The organism is Pedobacter sp. AK013 (assembly GCF_014205835.1).
Lineage (GTDB): Bacteria > Bacteroidota > Bacteroidia > Sphingobacteriales > Sphingobacteriaceae > Pedobacter.
Genome location: NZ_JACHCQ010000016.1, coordinates 1 through 17,719 on the forward strand (window position 1 = coordinate 1; position 17,719 = coordinate 17,719).

Here is a 17,719-nt window from a genome sequence, read left to right on the forward strand (position 1 = left end):
GGTACAACCTGGGTTTCTACGGGCAATATTAAAGGACCACAGGGCGATCCTGGTGTTGCAGGCCCACAAGGTGCAGTTGGTCCGCAAGGTGTTGCCGGACCTCAAGGTGTTGCTGGAACTAACGGTACAAACGGAACCAATGGAACGAACGGTAAATCGATGCTAAGTGGAACGACAGTTCCTGGAGCAGGTACAGGTGTTGATGGCGATACGTATGTAGATACGTCAACTGGTTTAACCTATATTAAAACAGGTGGTACGTGGGCATTAGACGGTGGAACATTAAAAGGTCCAGCAGGAGCTACTGGTCCTCAGGGGCCTGCAGGAACTACAGCTGCTGTAACCGCAGATAATGGTTTAACTAAAACTACTGATAATATCCAGTTGGGTGGCAGCTTAATTAAAGCAACTGCTATAGTAGCAGATGCTACTAATACTTTAGCTGTTAAAGGCTTACAAACTGGTTCAAATAGCGATAATCTTGTTGTGACAGATCCAACTACAGGTGTATTAAAATCAATTTCTCCATCATCTTTTGTTAATATTTACAATGCAAATGGTTCACTAACAAGTAACAGAACGGTAACTTTAGCTGGAAACAGCCTTAGGTTTATTTCACCGGAAAGAGTTATTAGATTTGATCCAAATGGCCGTATTGGCTCTGAGGCACAAGGTACAAACGATGCAGATATATATGTGAGTTCGGGTTCTGGATCTACTTATAATCGTTTTGATATGCAGTCTTTCCCAAGTGGTGAAGTTAATTTAACAGCAACCGGGGCGGGAGTTCAGCAACTATTGATAACTACCCACTTGACAACAAATCCGGCACCGATAGTATTTTCAACAAGTGCAGGCAGCAATGCTTCGGGAGCCGAAAGAATGCGTATTACAGGTGAGGGTTTAGTGGGTATAGCTACCGCCTTCGATGCTCCTTCAGAACAATTTGATGTAGGAGCAGGGAATGTTCGAATTAGAGATATTAATGGCCTGGCAGGAAATACTGCAACAGATAAGCTAGTGGTGGCTGATGCAAACGGCGTTTTAAAAACCGCTACAATTGCTGCGCTAAGTAATAATCTTTACACCAATGATGGTACGTTGGCTAGTGACAGAACGGTTAATATGAATTCGAAGACTTTAACGTTTTCAAATGCTGCCAATGGTAGTATCTTATTTAACACGAATAATGCCGGTAATGCAAGCCAGTCCATTATTGGTACAACGAATAGAGCAAACCTAACCTTAAACGGTGGTGGTGGTATAGTCGATTTATTTGTTGATAATGGTTTGGCTGCCCAGTTAACTGTACGGGGCAACGCAACATCTTTAAATGTAGGAACAACTACAGGACAAGCTAAGCCATTAAACCTTATTACTAATGGGCTTACAAGAGCTACGGTAACACCAACAGGGGAGTTTGCGATAGGCGCTACTACGGCTCCCTCGTTTACAGTGGGTGCAGCCACCATCCAACCTCTGTTGCACGTAGCTGGGGATATCTCAACTACTGGTAAAATTTGGACTACAAATAGTGTTTATGCGGATTATGTATTTGAAGATTATTTTGATGGTTTCTCTAAAATCTATAAAGACTACAAATTCAGATCTTTAAAAGAAGTAGCCGAATTCATTAAAAAGAATAAGCACTTACCGGGCGTTACGCCAGTTAGCGAGGTTAACATTGGTAAAAATGGTTACAGTATAGATTTAACTCAGCTTTCTATGCAACAATTGGAAAAACTGGAAGAATTGTACCTGCATGTAATTGAGATGAATGATAAGCTGAGCCAAAAAGATAAAGAGATCCGGGCACTTCAAAATAAAACCAGTGAATTGGAAGAACGCTTGAAAAAACTAGAGCAATTATTGATCAATAAGCAATAAGAGGGAAAGAAATCTTTTGAGGTTCCTTTCTTCAAAAGAAGAAGGGGGCCCATAAAATGAAGACTATGAAAAAACAAAAACTCTTTTTATTAATGTTGCTCTTTCTCGGTAATTTGACAGGTTATGCACAGCTCTGCGGCTTTGCTCCTGGTGAGGGATGCAGTAATACCAACTATGATAACGCTTTTCTGAAAACCCTTATCTACAACAACCCTGCTACCATAGAGTATGATAACTTTGTATCTACTTATCACTCTTCAATAGTAAGAACCTCTTCAGGAGGCTTCAAGGTATGGGGAGAAGGTATGGCCAACGATGGGATATCTAATGTGTTAAGTCCACAAGACTTGAATGCGACCAATTACCCCGCATTGGGCAGTGCCAAAGTCTACAAAGTGACCGGAGCATCAGACGGATCTCAAAGTACAACCCCAGTGACCAGTAATGCTCAGTTTGTCGCTTTAACATCCGACGGGCTATATGCATGGGGAGTAACGGCAATAGTTTTGAACGCTACTATAAAAAGTACAGGGACTTTTGGGAAAATAGCCGTCAACGGAAAAGCAGATGGTTTACCACCTAACGTATCTCCGGGAGATGTTAAAATGATGACTGCCGGTTCAAATCGCACTTTGGTGATTGTTACGTGCAGCGGTGATGTATGGGTCTTAGCTGCCGATGCACCAACACGAGGTAATGGTAGTACAGGATCTTCTACGGTATGGTCTCGTGTACAAACAACAGCTACCACTTTTCTTACTGATGTTATAGCTGCCAGAACAAATGGAAGCGGTAATGCTATTATCGCCTTAAAATCAGACGGTACACTTTGGACCTGGGGATATTCTTACTTAGGGAATGGCACGGCTATCGCGTCTCGTACAATGGCAACACAAATGACAGCTCCTGCCGGTACGCCCAAAATGATAGGGATGGTTGTTGACGGGCCTCTTTCGGCTAAACCTTCTGCATACTATGTTTTGATGACCGATGGCAATTTATATGCTATGGGAACGGGCGGCACAGGTGGGTCCAACTTAATGGGAAACTGGAGCGGGGCCTCCCAAACCTCTTGGGTACAGCCCAGATATACTTCTGCATCCGGACCGGTAATGAATAATATTGCATGGATAAGCCCCGGCGCTTCAGATGAAAGAGCTGTGGCCATTAATGTACTCACAACTTCTGGCTCATTATATGCCTGGGGTAACAATTCGAAAAGCATGATTGGAGCTGGGGGAGGTCTTAACAGCAACCCGACAATGCCAGCAGGAATAGTTTCAACAGATAAAATCATTGCGGTACAGACAGGTGGTCATACCACCATGCTTATAAAAGAATGTAGTACAAACTTTGGTTATGTAGGACACAGAATTAACGGAAGTATGGGTAATGGCTCTGCTGTGGACACTCAAGAAGACTCCTATACTTTTAATACGGCACCATTAGAAATATGTAGTGCAACACCGGTTGACCTGACCAGCCCAACTCCAACTGCATGTGGAGTTTCTACTATGCAGCTTGCCGGTTCACCTGCTGGTGGTAGCTATACTGTAACCAGTGGTCCTGCTACAGTTTCTAATACAGGCTTGCTAACTTTTACAGGAGATGGTAATGTTACGGTTCAATACACAAGTCCTTCCTCTTGCGGAGGGGGTACGCTTACCAAAAGTATTACAATTCCAGTTACGCAAAATATAGTAAATGCCAACGCCGGTAGTAATCAGTTTTTACTCGGCGCAAACCAGACTATTCTAGCAGGTAATAATCCAAGCCCATCTACGGGTATGTGGACACTGTTGACAAAACCTGCTACTGCAACCGATCCGGTTATTGTAACCCCCTCCGCATATAATACCCAGGTTACGGGGCTTACAGCAGGTGCCTATACCTTCCGATGGACCGTTACCACAGGTACCTGCACAAGTACGAGCGATTTAACGGTAAATGTTATAAATGCTGCTGCAGGAGGAGTTTCCGGAGCAGATTTCTGGATAAAATCTGACGATGCTGGAGCTATTGCCACAGCATGGAAAGACAATTCTGCCAATGCAGATCATATCCCAAATGTAGGCGGAATGATACTTTCTCCTGCAGATAGGGCACACAACTTCTATCCATATACAACGGGATATACTACATCTAAATTCTTTTATAATAACGCTTCGGCAATGAACCTTACCAATGGAGAACTGCCGAACACCAATACCTCTATTTTCTCGGCAGTAAGGCCTACAACAGCAGGAGCAGGAGGACGTATTACAGGGATTGATGATGATGCAACCTATGCTGCTGAACCTGGTGTTTCTATTACTAGTGCAGGAAAACCCAGACAGTATGAATTTTTTAATACTACCACATCAACAGATTTTTCAACTACCACCTTTAACATCGGACAGTCAAATATATTCTCTGCGATAGCCGATAATACTGTTGCCAACGGAGGAACGTCCAGTATTGCAGGTGGAGAAAAGCGATTAGGATTGAATGGTTCTTATCAATCTTTTTCAGGTTTTGGCGCAACCAATAAATTCCAGATATATGGACGTAATTTAAGAGTCGGTCATGCAGCTTGGGATGTAAACGGTGCTTTCCCGGGAGATATTATGGAAGTGATCTGGTACAAACGTACATTAATAGCCAATGAGCAATCACGGGTAAACGCTTACCTTGCTGTAAAGAACGGGGTTACTTTAGCAGAAAATTACCTTACTTCAACTAGTAGTGTAGTATGGGACATGCTAATTAATGCCGGCTATACCAACAATATTTTCGGTATTGCAAGAGATAACGCTTCTGCATTGCACCAAAAGCAATCGGGAAGTGTAAATGCTGGGCAAAAGCTTGTGGTTTCTACAACAGGATTTGCAGATAATAACGCTGCTAACAGTACTGGCATCGCCAATGACCTGCAATTCCTGATGACAGGTGACAACGGACTTTATCAAGGATTAAAAATACCATTTTCTTATACCGCCGGTTCCAATGGAGTAACCAATTACCGTTTTGAAGCAATCTGGAAAGTACAGAATTCGGGAAATGTAGGAACGGTAACAGTTGCCTGGCCTAAAGGAGTGAAGAACTTGTACCTGGTACAATCTCCGGATGCTGTTTTTGACGGAACAGATACCTTTACCCCGATGGCTACGGAAGTTATTGTAAATGGGCTAGTGTACAATACTGCAAATGTTACTTTAGCAAATGGACAGTTCTTCACCTTTGCAGGTTTCGGAAATGCTCCTGGAGGTGTTGCAAATGGGTTGTCTTACTGGTACAGAGCTGATAAAAATGCAGCAAATACCGGTGTAGCAACAGACGTAACCGGATGGACAGACGTATGGAACGGAACTACCGTTGCGCAGTTAGGAACTAATGTATTGCCAAAATATGTACTGGGAGCCTCCAATTATTTCAACTTTAATCCTGGAATTAACTTTACACTAGGGACACAAACACTGGGAAATAATACAGTACGTACATTGACGAGTTTAAATTACGATGTATTTACGCTTACTAAAGAAGGTTTGGCGTCTGGCGGAACAAATCCAAGATTATTCAGTGTAGGTATGGATAATACCACTACCGGTATTACAAACTGGGATGCTTTCGGTATTTGGCCAACAGGACAAATTGAAAGAAGAGTGTATAATGGAAGTACTAATTATCCAAGTGTATCTCCTGCATACAGTACAACCATACCAAGTATCATGTATTACAGAAATACAGACATTGCCACTGTTAAAGGATTGAATGGAGCATTGATGTCAACTTCCGTAGCTTATTCTTCAATAGGTTATCAATACGGAGGGCATATGTTTGGAAATACTGTTTTTTCAAGTAATGGTAGTGATAATGCTGGTTTCACCGGGCATATAGGAGAAACCATTGTTTACGGTGGCGGTACCTTATCGAATGTTGAGCGCAGACAGGTAGACTCTTATCTTGCTATTAAGTACGGGATTACATTAGGACAGTTATCTACAGCAGGCGCTAATAACCTGTATGACTATACCAATGCAGACGGAGCTACCGTATGGAGCAGAACACTCAATGCCGTTTACAACAATAACGTATTTGGTGTGGCAAGGGAAGACATCGGGCTTTTTGAGCAGAAAGTATCTACATCTGTAAACGCAGGCACAATACTTACCGTGGCTACCAGTAATGATTTTGTAAGCCCGAACAATACGGCTTCACGTACCAGCTTTGCCAATGACAAAACCTATTTCCTGTTGGGAGATAACAATGATGTGACAACTACGTTAAGCAGCATTACGGTAAACGGCTTTAAAGGCGGTATGCGTATCCCAAGAGTGTGGCTGGCACAGCGTACCAATACCAGCGGTGCGATGTACTTTGCGGCAGACCTTTCTGCTTATGGGGCAGGTTTTTGGAGTGGAGATCAGGTAAAAATGATCATTGCAGATGATGCAGCATTTACAAGCAATGTAGTGTCTGTTCCCGGAACCTATGATGCCACGATCGGAAAATGGGTACACAGCTATAACTTTGGCTCCGGAAACGCCAACAGGTATATTACCTATGCGGCATTGGATGATGTAGCTTGTACAACAGGTTGTAATACTAATACTTATCTCAATGCAACAGATCCTAATACCATAGAGTATGATAATATTATTGCATCTGAGATAGTTACTATAGTAAAACAGAAAGATGGTTCGTTTTATATTTGGGGACCGAGCACATCACCTAATGTAGATATTAATAGCATTACATTAGACCTGCTTACACCAACTAAAATTGACCCTGCTACATCACTTCCTGGCCAAGGCTCAGGGTTCAACTATACTGGTACTCCGTTAAAAGCAACAACAAGCGGTGGTAGTACTAATGCTCATATTTTATTGACTACCGACGGGCTTTATACTTGGGGAGGTAGTCTTCTTCCTTATGGCTTAAGGAACCCGGTTGGCTCCAAATTTGGTAAGCAATCGGTTAATGGAAAGGCAGATGGTCTGCCACCGGGAATTAGCCCAACTAATGTAAAAATGATGGTTGCCAATCAGACCTCATTAACCATTACAACCTGTAGCGGTGCAGTATGGAATTTTAATTCAGGTGGTTATTATGGTGATGGAGCTCCTGTCAGTACGGCTAATAATGGAATATGGCACCGTGTGATGAGATCGCCTACCCAGAGCCTGGACAATGTAGTTGCCGTACGTGGTATCGTGAATACTAAGTTCGCTTTAACTTCTGATGGCAAGCTTTATACCTGGGGCTATAATACTTTTCATAATGATAATACTGCTGCTGCAGTATCTGATTACGCTACAGAAATCAGTGTTCCTGCGGGAATAACTCCAAAAATGATAGGGATGACCGAAGGCGTTAATGAAGGAGAAAGTTCTTATTATCTTTTGGCGACCAACGGCAAGCTCTATGCTATGGGTTATAATGCGCAGAGACAATTGGGGGATGGCACTACTACCCTACGTAGGAATTGGGTAGAAATCATAGCTACTTCAGGCAGTAATACCCTGGGTGGCAATATCGCCTGGATCTCACCGGCTGAGCATACGAATGATTACCCATCTGTTAATGTATTGACTACTGATGGAAAACAATGGGGATGGGGATACAATCTATACCAGCAATTAGGTGGAGTTAGTGATGGTAATGGAATTGCCCCAACCTATATGCCGGGTAACGGTACGGGGGCAAACCAGCTTGGCCTAAATGATAAGGTAGTCGCTGTAGCAGACGGAGGTAATCATGTCATCAACTTTAAAGCCAGCTCTACGAGCTTTGGTTTTATAGGTACGAATGTGCGTGGATCTATGGGAGACGGTTCTAATGTTGCTTCAACCAATATGAATAAATATACTTATGTATCTCCTCTTGATTTATGTGGATTTTTAGCGCCTGTCTGTACCCAACCTGGTCTATTTGATGCAGCGGGTTTACCAAGTACCACGGGAATTTCTGACCTGGCAGGCTTTACCGGCGGCGCTACTGGCTGGCCTGCTAATGTGCCTAACGGGCATGTGGTTATCGAATCTAAAAATAAAGGTTTTGTAATCACTAGAGTAAGTTCATCAGCAGCCATACTAAATCCGGTAGAAGGCATGTTGATCTATGATATTGCAGCAGGCTGCGTGAAGCTGTACAACGGTACAGTTTGGAATTGTTTGGCTAAAGATTGTTTGTAAAATATAAATCTGAAAAGGATGAAAAGATTTTCAATTGTAATGATAATATGCTTGGGTGTTTTTGGAAGTTTAAGTGCCCAAACAGCTGTTAATAAAAAAACGGCAGACGGCTCTTCAGTTTTAGACTTTCCAGCTGGTACTACCAAAGGCATTATCCTGCCTGCGGTAGAGGCCTTGCCAGCTACACCAGCCAATGGTACATTTTTATTTGATAAGACGACCAAAATAGTAAAAATGTATCAAAATGGAGCCTGGGTAAACCTTTCTGATGTGGGGGATATTGCGGGGCCAGTGCCTATTGCGCCATATAGTGGTACCGTTGATAACGGTAAGCAAACCGTAATGGGTGCAAGAGCTACTACTGTAGATGGCGTACTGGTGCTAGAAGCTTCAGATAAAGCTTTGGTGCTTCCTAAAGTATCCAGTCCGCATTTAAATGTAAAAAGTCCCTATCCGGGGATGATTTGCTATGATTCTGATCGGAAGGCACTTGCCGTATTTAATGGTACCGTTTGGAGTTATTGGAAGTAAAGTGCAAACCAATTGATCTTTTTTAATCAGGAGAAAATTATGAAGAAATATTTAACGCTTCTCGGGTCACTATGTATCACATTGCTTTGCACGGTTCAAACCGGTTTTGCCCAAACAGGCTCCGGAAGTATGACTGTAGATAATTCAACCGTTACCATATCAGCCGGTACCATTGAGCAGCGCTTTAGCGAGGGTACTTATTTCGGGCCAAACGCCAGCTGGCAAATTGATGGAACCTTAGAGATATACAGTAAAAATATTTGGATAGCGCCTGGTGCAACCTTTAGCGGGTCTGGTAAGATTGTGATTTATAATCCTGGGAATAATCCATTTTATACTTCAATGGCTGCTGGCCCGAGCAATATTGATGGAAATAACTCAGGCTTCATCAATCTGATCGTCGAACACCGTAATGCAAGTAATATTTTGTTAAATGATGTAACTGACCCTGGTTTTGGAACAAGTAACCCAAGCGGTGCATTATCTGCTGCATTAAATATTGGCGGTACAATAGATATGGCGGTGAATGGTGCCGATATTATTCTGAACGGACAAAACCTGGCATTTAACAGCGGTGGAAAAATAGCTAATTATAGCAAAGACCGCATGGTGGTAACCGGAAACAGTATTGTGGGGCACATGATTAAAGAATATGCCGGGGCTGATTCATTTGTTTTTCCTGTAGGTATTGTGGAAGGCGATTATACGCCTGCAACTTTAACGCCTCGAAGCGCCAATAAACTATATGTAAGTGTGCAAGATTTTGCAAGCGCAGGTAAAGCAGTTAAAAATGCGGCGTTGGGAATGGATAGGGTATGGCATATTTATGGCACACCATCCGCCACGGTATCGATGATTTTGCAACATAACAGCTTTACCAATGGAAATCTTTTTAAAGATGAAAACGCTGCGATTGCCAGATATGTAAGTGCAGATAGATGGGATATTTTAAAAGGAACCAATCCGTCTGCTGGTGTACATACCCGAGATAACATTCTGCTTTCTACAGATATGGCAGCAAATGGAGGTTTTTATACCAAACTTGCCGTTTCAGGGGCATCATTATTTATTCCAAATCTTTTTACACCCAATGGCGACGCTAACAACGATACTTTTGAGATAAAAGGGTTGGAGTTATTTACCGAGAACGATCTTGTAATTGTTAATCGTTGGGGTAACCAGGTATATAAGGCAAATAACTATCGCAACGATTGGGTAGGCGAAGGGTTAAACGAAGGGACCTACTATTATGTACTTAGGGTAAAAGAAAGTACTAATGGGGAGTGGCAGGTATTTAAAGGTTTCATCACTTTAATCAGGGCATTTAAGCGCTAAAAGATGTTCACTAAACCTCATGGCCACTATGGTTAATAGCCATGATAGAAGATAATTTGAAAGATGAAAAAAATACTACAGATATTAGGGATGCTGCTTTTGTGCTCAATATTCGCAAATGCGCAACAGGATGCACAATTTAGCCAGTATATGTTTAATGGGATCTATATTAATCCTGCTTATGCTGGTTATAAAGAACAGCTAAACGTTCATGCATTTTACCGCAACCAGTGGACGGGTATTAACGGGGCGCCTAAAACCATGTCGCTTGCAGTTGATGCGATTGCAAATGACGGAAATGTTGGATTGGCCTTACAGCTATCAAGCGACCGGTTAGGGGCGCAGCGTAATGAGGCTATTTACGGAAATTATGCCTATCGAATACGTATGAATAATGATGGTTCGGCAAGGTTGGCTTTTGGTTTGGGCGTTGGCGCTGTGCAATTAGGTATAGACGGTTCGGTACTGAACCCTAATAATCCTGAAGTTTATCAACCTGCTGGTGTTCAGAGTACCATTGTACCTGATGCCAGAGTTGGTGTTTACTTTGCGAACGATCGCTTTTATGCGGGTTTTTCCGCAGATAATCTGGTATCTCAATATATTGATATTGACCGCTACGCATTTATTGCGCAACCTAAACCGCATTATTATTTAACAGCAGGAATTTTGGTGCCAATTAACCAGGATGTACAATTAAAACCCTCCGTTTTGTTAAAAGACGATCGTGGTGGCCCAACCAGTTTAGACCTGAATACTTTTGTTATCCTGGCAAATAAATTCTGGGTAGGCGCTTCGTATCGTACTGGCGTGAAACTCTATAGCAAAAATTATTTACAGAACGATTTAACCCAGCTGAACTCGGCCGTTGCGGCTGTGCAATTCTTGCCAACAGATAACTTAAGGATTGGATATGCTTACGATTTTTCTATCGGCCCGCTTCAGGGTTACAGTGGTGGTACACATGAGATTAGTATTAGCTACCTGTTTAACCGAAAAAATACCAGAATGTTTACACCAAGATATTTTTAATGGACTTAGCTTCATTAGTTTAATTGCCTGAGCATAAAAGAAAAAAAATGAAAAAAAATATACACAGTCTTTTCCTTATTGCTACCCTGGTTTTTGCAAGCCAAGCTAAAATACACGCTCAATATGTACTGTTGGAGGCTGATAAACAATTTGAACTTTATAATTTTAATAAAGCAATTGATTTATATGAACAGGCCTATCAAAAAAAGCAAACTTTACATGCTGCTGAGCGATTGGCACGGGCTTATGGCTATCAGAACAATTATAAACAGACAGAGAGTTGGTATGCTATAGCAGCTGGTATGCCAAATACCAGCCCTAATAATATTTTGCAATATGCAAAAGCCCTGCAGCAGAACGCTAAATATGCAGAAGCTAAAGAGCAGTATCAGAAATACGCACAACTGGATAAGTCTGTTGCTGCTAAACAACAAAGTTTATGGATATTAAGCTGCGATTCGGCCAGGTTATGGATGAAAAATCCTACTGCGGTTACCATTACCAATGAGAAAAAATTAAACACTTCTCAGTCTGACTGGGGCGCTACTGTATATGGAAACAGCATTGTTTTCTCATCGGATAGAGGAAATAAAACTGAAGATCAAACATCGGGCAGCAGCCCATTTTTAAAGTTTGATGGTGCCAAAAAACCAGATCGGGTAATTTACGGTTGGACGGGAAATCATTATTTAAGGCTTTATAGGAAAGATCAAAATCAGGATAGTATCTTTAATTTTGATATAAATGCCAATACCGATTATCATGTTGGGCCTGCCAGTTTTAATAAAGATGGTAACGAAGTTTTCTTTACCTTAACCAGAATCCCTAAGAAGCCGGTTTATGAAAATGGGAAGCTTGCCACAGTAAATATCGAAATTTACACTAGTAAAAAAGATGCTGATGGAAAGTGGGCAACTCCTGTACCTTTCAAGTATAATAGCGTAAACGAATATTCGGTTGGTGATCCATTTATTACTGCAGATGGAAATCGCTTATATTTTGTTTCTAACATGCCAAACGGCACTGGCGGAACGGATATTTATGTAAGTGAGCGCACTGATACGGGAGATTGGGGTTTGCCCGTAAACCTGAAAGAAATTAATACAGAAGGCAATGAGCGCACCCCTGTTTTTGATAGTGAAAATAACTTTTACTTTAGTACTGATGGCCGTATTGGTATGGGAGGGCTGGATATTTTTAAAACACACCTGATTGGAGGAAAAATTGCCCCACCCGTTAATTTGGGTTACCCAACAAATTCGCCGCAAGATGATTTTGCTTACCTGAAAACATCTCCTTTAACAGGTTATTTAAGTTCGAACAGGACGGATGGCTTAGGTGATGATGATATTTACAGTTTTACCGAGCAGCAGATTTTAGCCTTTAAATTGAGCGGAACTGTGTTTGATAAAAAAAGTAATTTACCCTTGGTAAATGCGATTGTGAGTTTATTGAAAGTTAATGGACAAACCTTAAAGGTACAAACTGATGAAACCGGTAAGTTTAAGTTTAACCTGGATAAAGAATCAGATTATAGTTTAACTGGCGAGAAAACTAACTACAGATCAGATTTAACCACAGTTACCACCAATAATTTAACGGCTTCGACCGAAATTAAGAAAGATCTTTATTTAGAAAAAATTGAGCTGGATAAAGCCATTAAGCTTGAGAATATTTACTATGACTTTGATCAATCGAACATTAGGCCTGATGCAGCGGTAGCGCTTGATAAGTTGGTGAAAATATTAAAGGATAATCCAACGATCTGGATTGAGTTAGGTTCGCACACGGATAGCAGGGGGAACGATCAATATAACCAGTGGTTATCTCAAAGCAGGGCTAATTCTGCTGTTCAGTATATTATTGATAGGGGAATTAATAAAAACAGAATTACAGCCAAAGGTTATGGGGAGACGATGTTGTTAAATAAATGCGCCAACGGCATTAAATGCGCAGAAGCTGATCATCAACTGAACAGAAGAACGGAGTTTAAAATAACCAAAAAATAAGCTAAAAATACACTGGCCATGCACGGCATATTCGTAAAAAAAGGGGATGTTTTTTATTTTGCTTGCATGGCCTTGTTAAAAATTACAAAGTTAAATTTTGGGGATGAATACGAATTACACAGCAAAAAAAATGCACCAAGCTGCGTAGATCTTTCTGTTTGCAACAATAAGAAAAGATAGTCTGAACGCACACCTGGCGTGTTTGAACATGAGATAAGCAAGATAGATTGGTTGAGAAAGAGCGTAGTTTTGCGGGCAATTTAATAATAGGTTTATTGTGGGATAAGATCTATTTTTTCTCTTTTCTGTTTGATATTATTCCAAAAGCATAATTAATTTGTATTGCGATAATAATACCAATGCTTAAATACGGGCTTATAAAACAGAACATTGCTCCAGCTGCATATAGTGTCTGTGCGATGATAATTCTTTTTGAAATGGCAGAATCAACAGACTCTTTCTGGTCATCGGCGATGGTCACAAAGTTGTTCTTATATGCATACCTCCAGTTGATGTAAAGCGTAACGCCCAGCAAAAGGATATTTAACCAGTAAATCCCTACCGCAAACTTGAAAGTAATATGTTCACTTAAAAACGCTGTTGAAAAAGGAAGCAAGGAAACAAAAAGTAAAAAAAGCAACGTGATCCAGTTTAGTTTCCTATTGCTTCTTTCAATATATTTGGACTGTGTCGATTGCCCCGTCCAAAAAATGCCAACCGTCATAAAGCTTAAAAAATATACCAGGAATTTGGGCATTAATGCAAAAAACGCTTCTGCAAGTTCTGCTTCTGTTCGAATTGCATCAGCTATCGGCACTTTAATATCAAGAACGAGTAAAGTCATTGCAACAGCAAAAACACCATCACTAATGGCATCTATTCTTTGGATATTCTGTCCGGCTATCTTATTGTAATTCATCTTTATTGTTTATTGGTTTATACCTATAAAAAATCATCAGGTATTAGGCTTGTCCTATGTCCAATTGGGAAATTTTACCATCAGCATTGAGGTGGAACTTAAAAAATGTTTTAAAATCGCCCTATTGATCGCTGTGAAAGTGTCCATGGATGTCCTTACTATCATTTTCAATTTTGTCAATACTGGTAAATCTTTCATGTCTTATGGCCTCATTTGAAAACTTCTTAAAGCTTATGGCATTGCCATCATCGGGCATTTCGGCATTATCCGTAAACAAGGCAGGCCAAGTTCCCTTGTCGCCAATTTGTTAGGCACCGATGGCCCTTTTTTATAATCTCGTTAGTGATGTCTTTTGATATCATTTGGCTGTTGTTATAGTTACTATAAATTGAGCTTTGCAAGCGGGTGCTGCAAATAAATGATAACCAGGTTGAGCAATAGAAAAGGCAATTCTATAAGCGTGCCTTTCAGGTCTTTATCTAATAGATGCAGACAAATAATGAGCAAAATTCCGGCTGCCATTAAAAAATTGCCCCAAACAAATGTTCTGGGGAAGAGTATCAATAACGTGCTAGTTATCGTGATTGCGCCATTTATCGTTAACCCTGTTTTACCGAAATTCCATTTATTAAACATTTCTACCATTTCTGGTTTACCTATAAACATTGCCCAGCCTTGTTTCAGTCCCATAAAAACGGCGATGAGCATAAGTATCGAATTAAAAATTTTCGCTATCATAATCTTTTAATTTAAAAGAAAAGAAGGCCAGTATGTACTGACCTTCTGAAATTATTATCTTGTGGTGTAGCCACCATTGGCGAAGATGGTTTGCCCGGTGATCCACCATCCATCAGTTACTAAAAATTCTACCAACGGTGCGATATCTTTAATATCTGTCAATCCACCCAAGGCAGCGGCAGATTTATGATAAGCTACTGCATCTTCATTTTCCTGTCCGTAAAAAAAAGGTGTGTCCATCGGTCCGGGAGCAACAGCTGTTACAGAAATTCCCCTTGCCCCGAATTCTTTAGAGGCCGCTCTTGTAAAGTGCTCAACCGGTGCTTTTGCACCTGCATAGGTAGAATAGAGACCTGTGTATGCCGCCAGTAAAGAGGTAACAATCGTACAGATTTTACCATTATCGTTTATTTTTTTACCAGCTTCCTGCAAGAAAAAGTAGGCTGATTTGGAGTTTACACCAAACATGGTATCATATTCGGCTTCTGTTGTTTCTGTAAAAGGTTTTTTCAAGACCATACCTACGGTATTGATGGCAATATCAATGCCGCCAAACCTTGCTATTGTTTCATCAAAAAAACTACTCATGTTGCTAACCTGGGTTAGATCGGCCTGAAATAAGAAGGCTTCGGCACCCAGTTCCTGTACTGCTGCTAATGTTTTTTCGCTTTCTGCCTTTGCACTGTTACTGTTGTAATGAATTGCCAGCTTTGCGCCTTTTGCGGCAAAGACGCGGCTTAATAATCCACCAAGGTTTTTACCACCCCCGGCAATCAAAATTACTTTTCCTTTTAAATCATTTCTTGCCATAATCCATCGTTTTTAATGCTTTTTGCTTTGTTAATAATTTGATATATTTCAATGCATTAATATACGCAGCACGTTAAAACACTGGGATGAGGCGTTCAACATAATAGCAATATCATGCTGATATATTAAAAGAAATGGCAATATTTTGTTATATACTTTGCTTAACAAATATCTCCTGCGTAATTCCTTTATTTAAAACCCGCGCTGGGCATTAATTCTAAGTGACCCTTATGTGGCTTTTGTAGCACACGGCAATTAGAATATTAGATTTGAACTTATTTATAAACTAATCAGTTTAGGTATACTGATGTTCATATTGCATTTGTTTATTATCCTATTGATCTTTGGTTAAGTGAATTGCAACAGTGGCTGATACTTCAATTTTACCATGGCTAAAGTTGAAGTATCAGCTGGAAATAGGTTCATTAATGCATTACCATTATACTAATGGGATAGACACGGTTATTTCTGTGCCTTTCGAATTAGAATGTATGTTAGTTTCACCATTTAAGGATTGAACCCGTCGACGGATGGATTGCAGGCCTAGAGTTGATTTTTTACTGCTCGATTTTTTTTCATTTAACCCAATCCCGTCATCATTGATCGTTAAAACAAGATTACCTTCTTCCTCATAAACTAAGATACCTACATGGCTAGCCCTAGCATGTTTGATAATATTGGTGATTGCTTCTTGAATAATACGGAGTAATGCAATCCGTGTATCCACGTCAACACTTGTTAGTGCACTATCGTCAATATGGATATCTTTATTGTAGCGGCTTTCGGGCAAGAAATTATCGGTAAGTAGTTTAATTTGTTCTTCAAAAAGTTGTTCCTGTTGGTGGTTTTTGGAACTGAACCATTCGTGGCTTTTGTTTCGGGCTGCTTTGTAGGCATTTTCTGTTTCCCTCAATAGTATACCCAACTTGTTTTTTAAAGTAATATCATGGGTATCCATCAATAATATCTCTAATTGGTGCTTGATAGCAGCAATGGATGAGGCAAGACCATCATGGAGATCTTGCCCAAGCCGTTGTTGCTCTTCCCTAATGGCCTGGTGTTTAGCTTCCTCCATAGCGATAATTTGCATATTGGCTGCGTTGTTAAGTGCATCTATCTGCGCTTTCGATTTCTTGCTCTTGCGGAGCATAATTAAATAAATGATAAGAACAATTACGACTGCGGAAGATGAAACGATCAGCAACCACAAAGCGCGTCGCGCGTTTTTGGCACTTAATAATTTGTTGTCGTCCTCTATTGCATTATACCGTACATAGTCACCCATGAATTTTCTAGAGTTTTCCCATTCTGAAGTTAACGACTTATCCAGCTCAGAATAAACTTTGATGATTTCGTCTTTATCCCCTAATTGATTTGCCGTTTCTAATGCGTTGTGTAAAATGTAAAGTTCTATCGAGCTGTTTCCATTTTTTTGTGCCACCTGATAAGCCTGATATAAATAGTCAAGCGCTATTTTAGGCTTTTCTTCGTAACATCCTGTCATTAAGAAGAGCGAATTAATCTCTAAATCTGGGTTGTGAATACGCCTTGAATCTAATAATAATTGCTTTGCGAGCGGTAAAGCTTCTGAGATTTTTTTGTTTAAAACTAGTAAACGTCCTTCCCAAAGCCGAATGAAAATTAGCATAGCATTATCTTTATATCGACTTGCAATTTCCCTGGATTTGTTCAGGTAGCTATTGATGCTATCTATTGAAAGATTTGGATTTCGGTTACAGTAGCTAATGTATACCTCGGCCATAATACTATCCTTCTCTAACTTTTTGCCGGTTTGGATGGCCTTTTGCAAAAGCGATTTAATTTTTGGTCTGTCAGAAATACCCTTGTTCAGGACTTCAACCATATCTAAATACACCCGAATGATCTTTTCGGTATCATTGGCTTCTTGGTAATCGGGTAATATTTTACCTAAAATTTCAAGTGATTCTGCATATAACCTTCTTTTGAAAAATACATAAGCAATCAACAGGTCTGCATCAGTTTGCCCTTTCTGGTAGCGTAAATCTGTGGCAAGTCGTTTGGCCTTTACGCCATAATAAAAACAGCTGTCTATATTTCTGCTACGGTAAAATGTTCCCAACTGGTTTAATCTGTTAACAAGGCTGATGCCTTTACGGAAACGTAGCCCTTGTAATTCCCGCTCAATAGGCCGAGTTTGGCTTTTAGCCATGTTATTACAAGGCAGAACAATAAGATAAGAAATAAGCAAGGTGTAGATTTTAGGTACCGTATGATGGGCGTGAAAACGAATGTCAGTATGGATG

The 17,719-nt window shown here is 40.5% G+C and carries 9 protein-coding genes and 1 pseudogene; 6 read left to right on the forward strand and 4 right to left on the reverse strand.

Annotation, left to right across the window (positions count from 1 at the left end; translation table 11 throughout):
* The 6 genes and pseudogenes from HDC90_RS12275 to HDC90_RS12300 form a co-directional block, all read left to right on the forward strand.
* A pseudogene (locus tag HDC90_RS12275) lies at nucleotides 1–1,887 on the forward strand (hypothetical protein); the annotation flags it as partial.
* A 65-nt stretch (nucleotides 1,888–1,952) separates the two neighbouring features.
* A complete protein-coding gene (locus tag HDC90_RS12280; protein ID WP_184466751.1) occupies nucleotides 1,953–8,060 on the forward strand; it encodes a hypothetical protein in 6,108 nt (2,035 codons plus the stop codon).
* An 18-nt stretch (nucleotides 8,061–8,078) separates the two neighbouring features.
* Entirely contained in the window at nucleotides 8,079–8,591 is a 513-nt protein-coding gene (locus HDC90_RS12285) for a hypothetical protein (RefSeq protein WP_184466753.1), read from the forward strand.
* A gap of 39 nt (nucleotides 8,592–8,630) precedes the next feature.
* The gene (locus HDC90_RS12290; RefSeq protein WP_184466755.1) at nucleotides 8,631–9,926 is read left to right on the forward strand and encodes a gliding motility-associated C-terminal domain-containing protein; all 1,296 of its coding nucleotides are present in this window, start codon (nucleotides 8,631–8,633) and stop codon (nucleotides 9,924–9,926) included.
* Nucleotides 9,927–9,989: 63 nt separating this feature from the next.
* Nucleotides 9,990–10,958, forward strand: coding sequence for a type IX secretion system membrane protein PorP/SprF (locus tag HDC90_RS12295; RefSeq protein ID WP_184466757.1), 969 nt, complete (start codon nucleotides 9,990–9,992; stop codon nucleotides 10,956–10,958).
* Between the two features lie 47 nt (nucleotides 10,959–11,005).
* The gene (locus HDC90_RS12300) at nucleotides 11,006–12,967 is read left to right on the forward strand and encodes an OmpA family protein (RefSeq protein ID WP_184466759.1); all 1,962 of its coding nucleotides are present in this window, start codon (nucleotides 11,006–11,008) and stop codon (nucleotides 12,965–12,967) included.
* Between the two features lie 289 nt (nucleotides 12,968–13,256).
* Here HDC90_RS12300 and HDC90_RS12305 read toward each other — a convergent pair whose 3' ends face one another.
* From HDC90_RS12305 to HDC90_RS12320, 4 genes are all read right to left on the reverse strand, one after another.
* Nucleotides 13,257–13,886 (reverse strand): TMEM175 family protein, encoded by a 630-nt coding sequence (locus tag HDC90_RS12305; RefSeq protein WP_184466761.1) that lies wholly within the window; start codon nucleotides 13,884–13,886, stop codon nucleotides 13,257–13,259.
* Nucleotides 13,887–14,267: 381 nt separating this feature from the next.
* Nucleotides 14,268–14,624, reverse strand: a complete 357-nt coding sequence (locus HDC90_RS12310; RefSeq protein WP_184466764.1) for a DoxX family protein — start codon at nucleotides 14,622–14,624, stop codon at nucleotides 14,268–14,270.
* A 54-nt stretch (nucleotides 14,625–14,678) separates the two neighbouring features.
* Nucleotides 14,679–15,434, reverse strand: coding sequence for an SDR family oxidoreductase (locus HDC90_RS12315; RefSeq protein ID WP_184466766.1), 756 nt, complete (start codon nucleotides 15,432–15,434; stop codon nucleotides 14,679–14,681).
* 439 nt (nucleotides 15,435–15,873) lie between these two features.
* A complete protein-coding gene (locus tag HDC90_RS12320) occupies nucleotides 15,874–17,625 on the reverse strand; it encodes a sensor histidine kinase (RefSeq protein WP_184466768.1) in 1,752 nt (583 codons plus the stop codon).
* Between the last annotated feature and the right edge of the window lie 94 nt (nucleotides 17,626–17,719).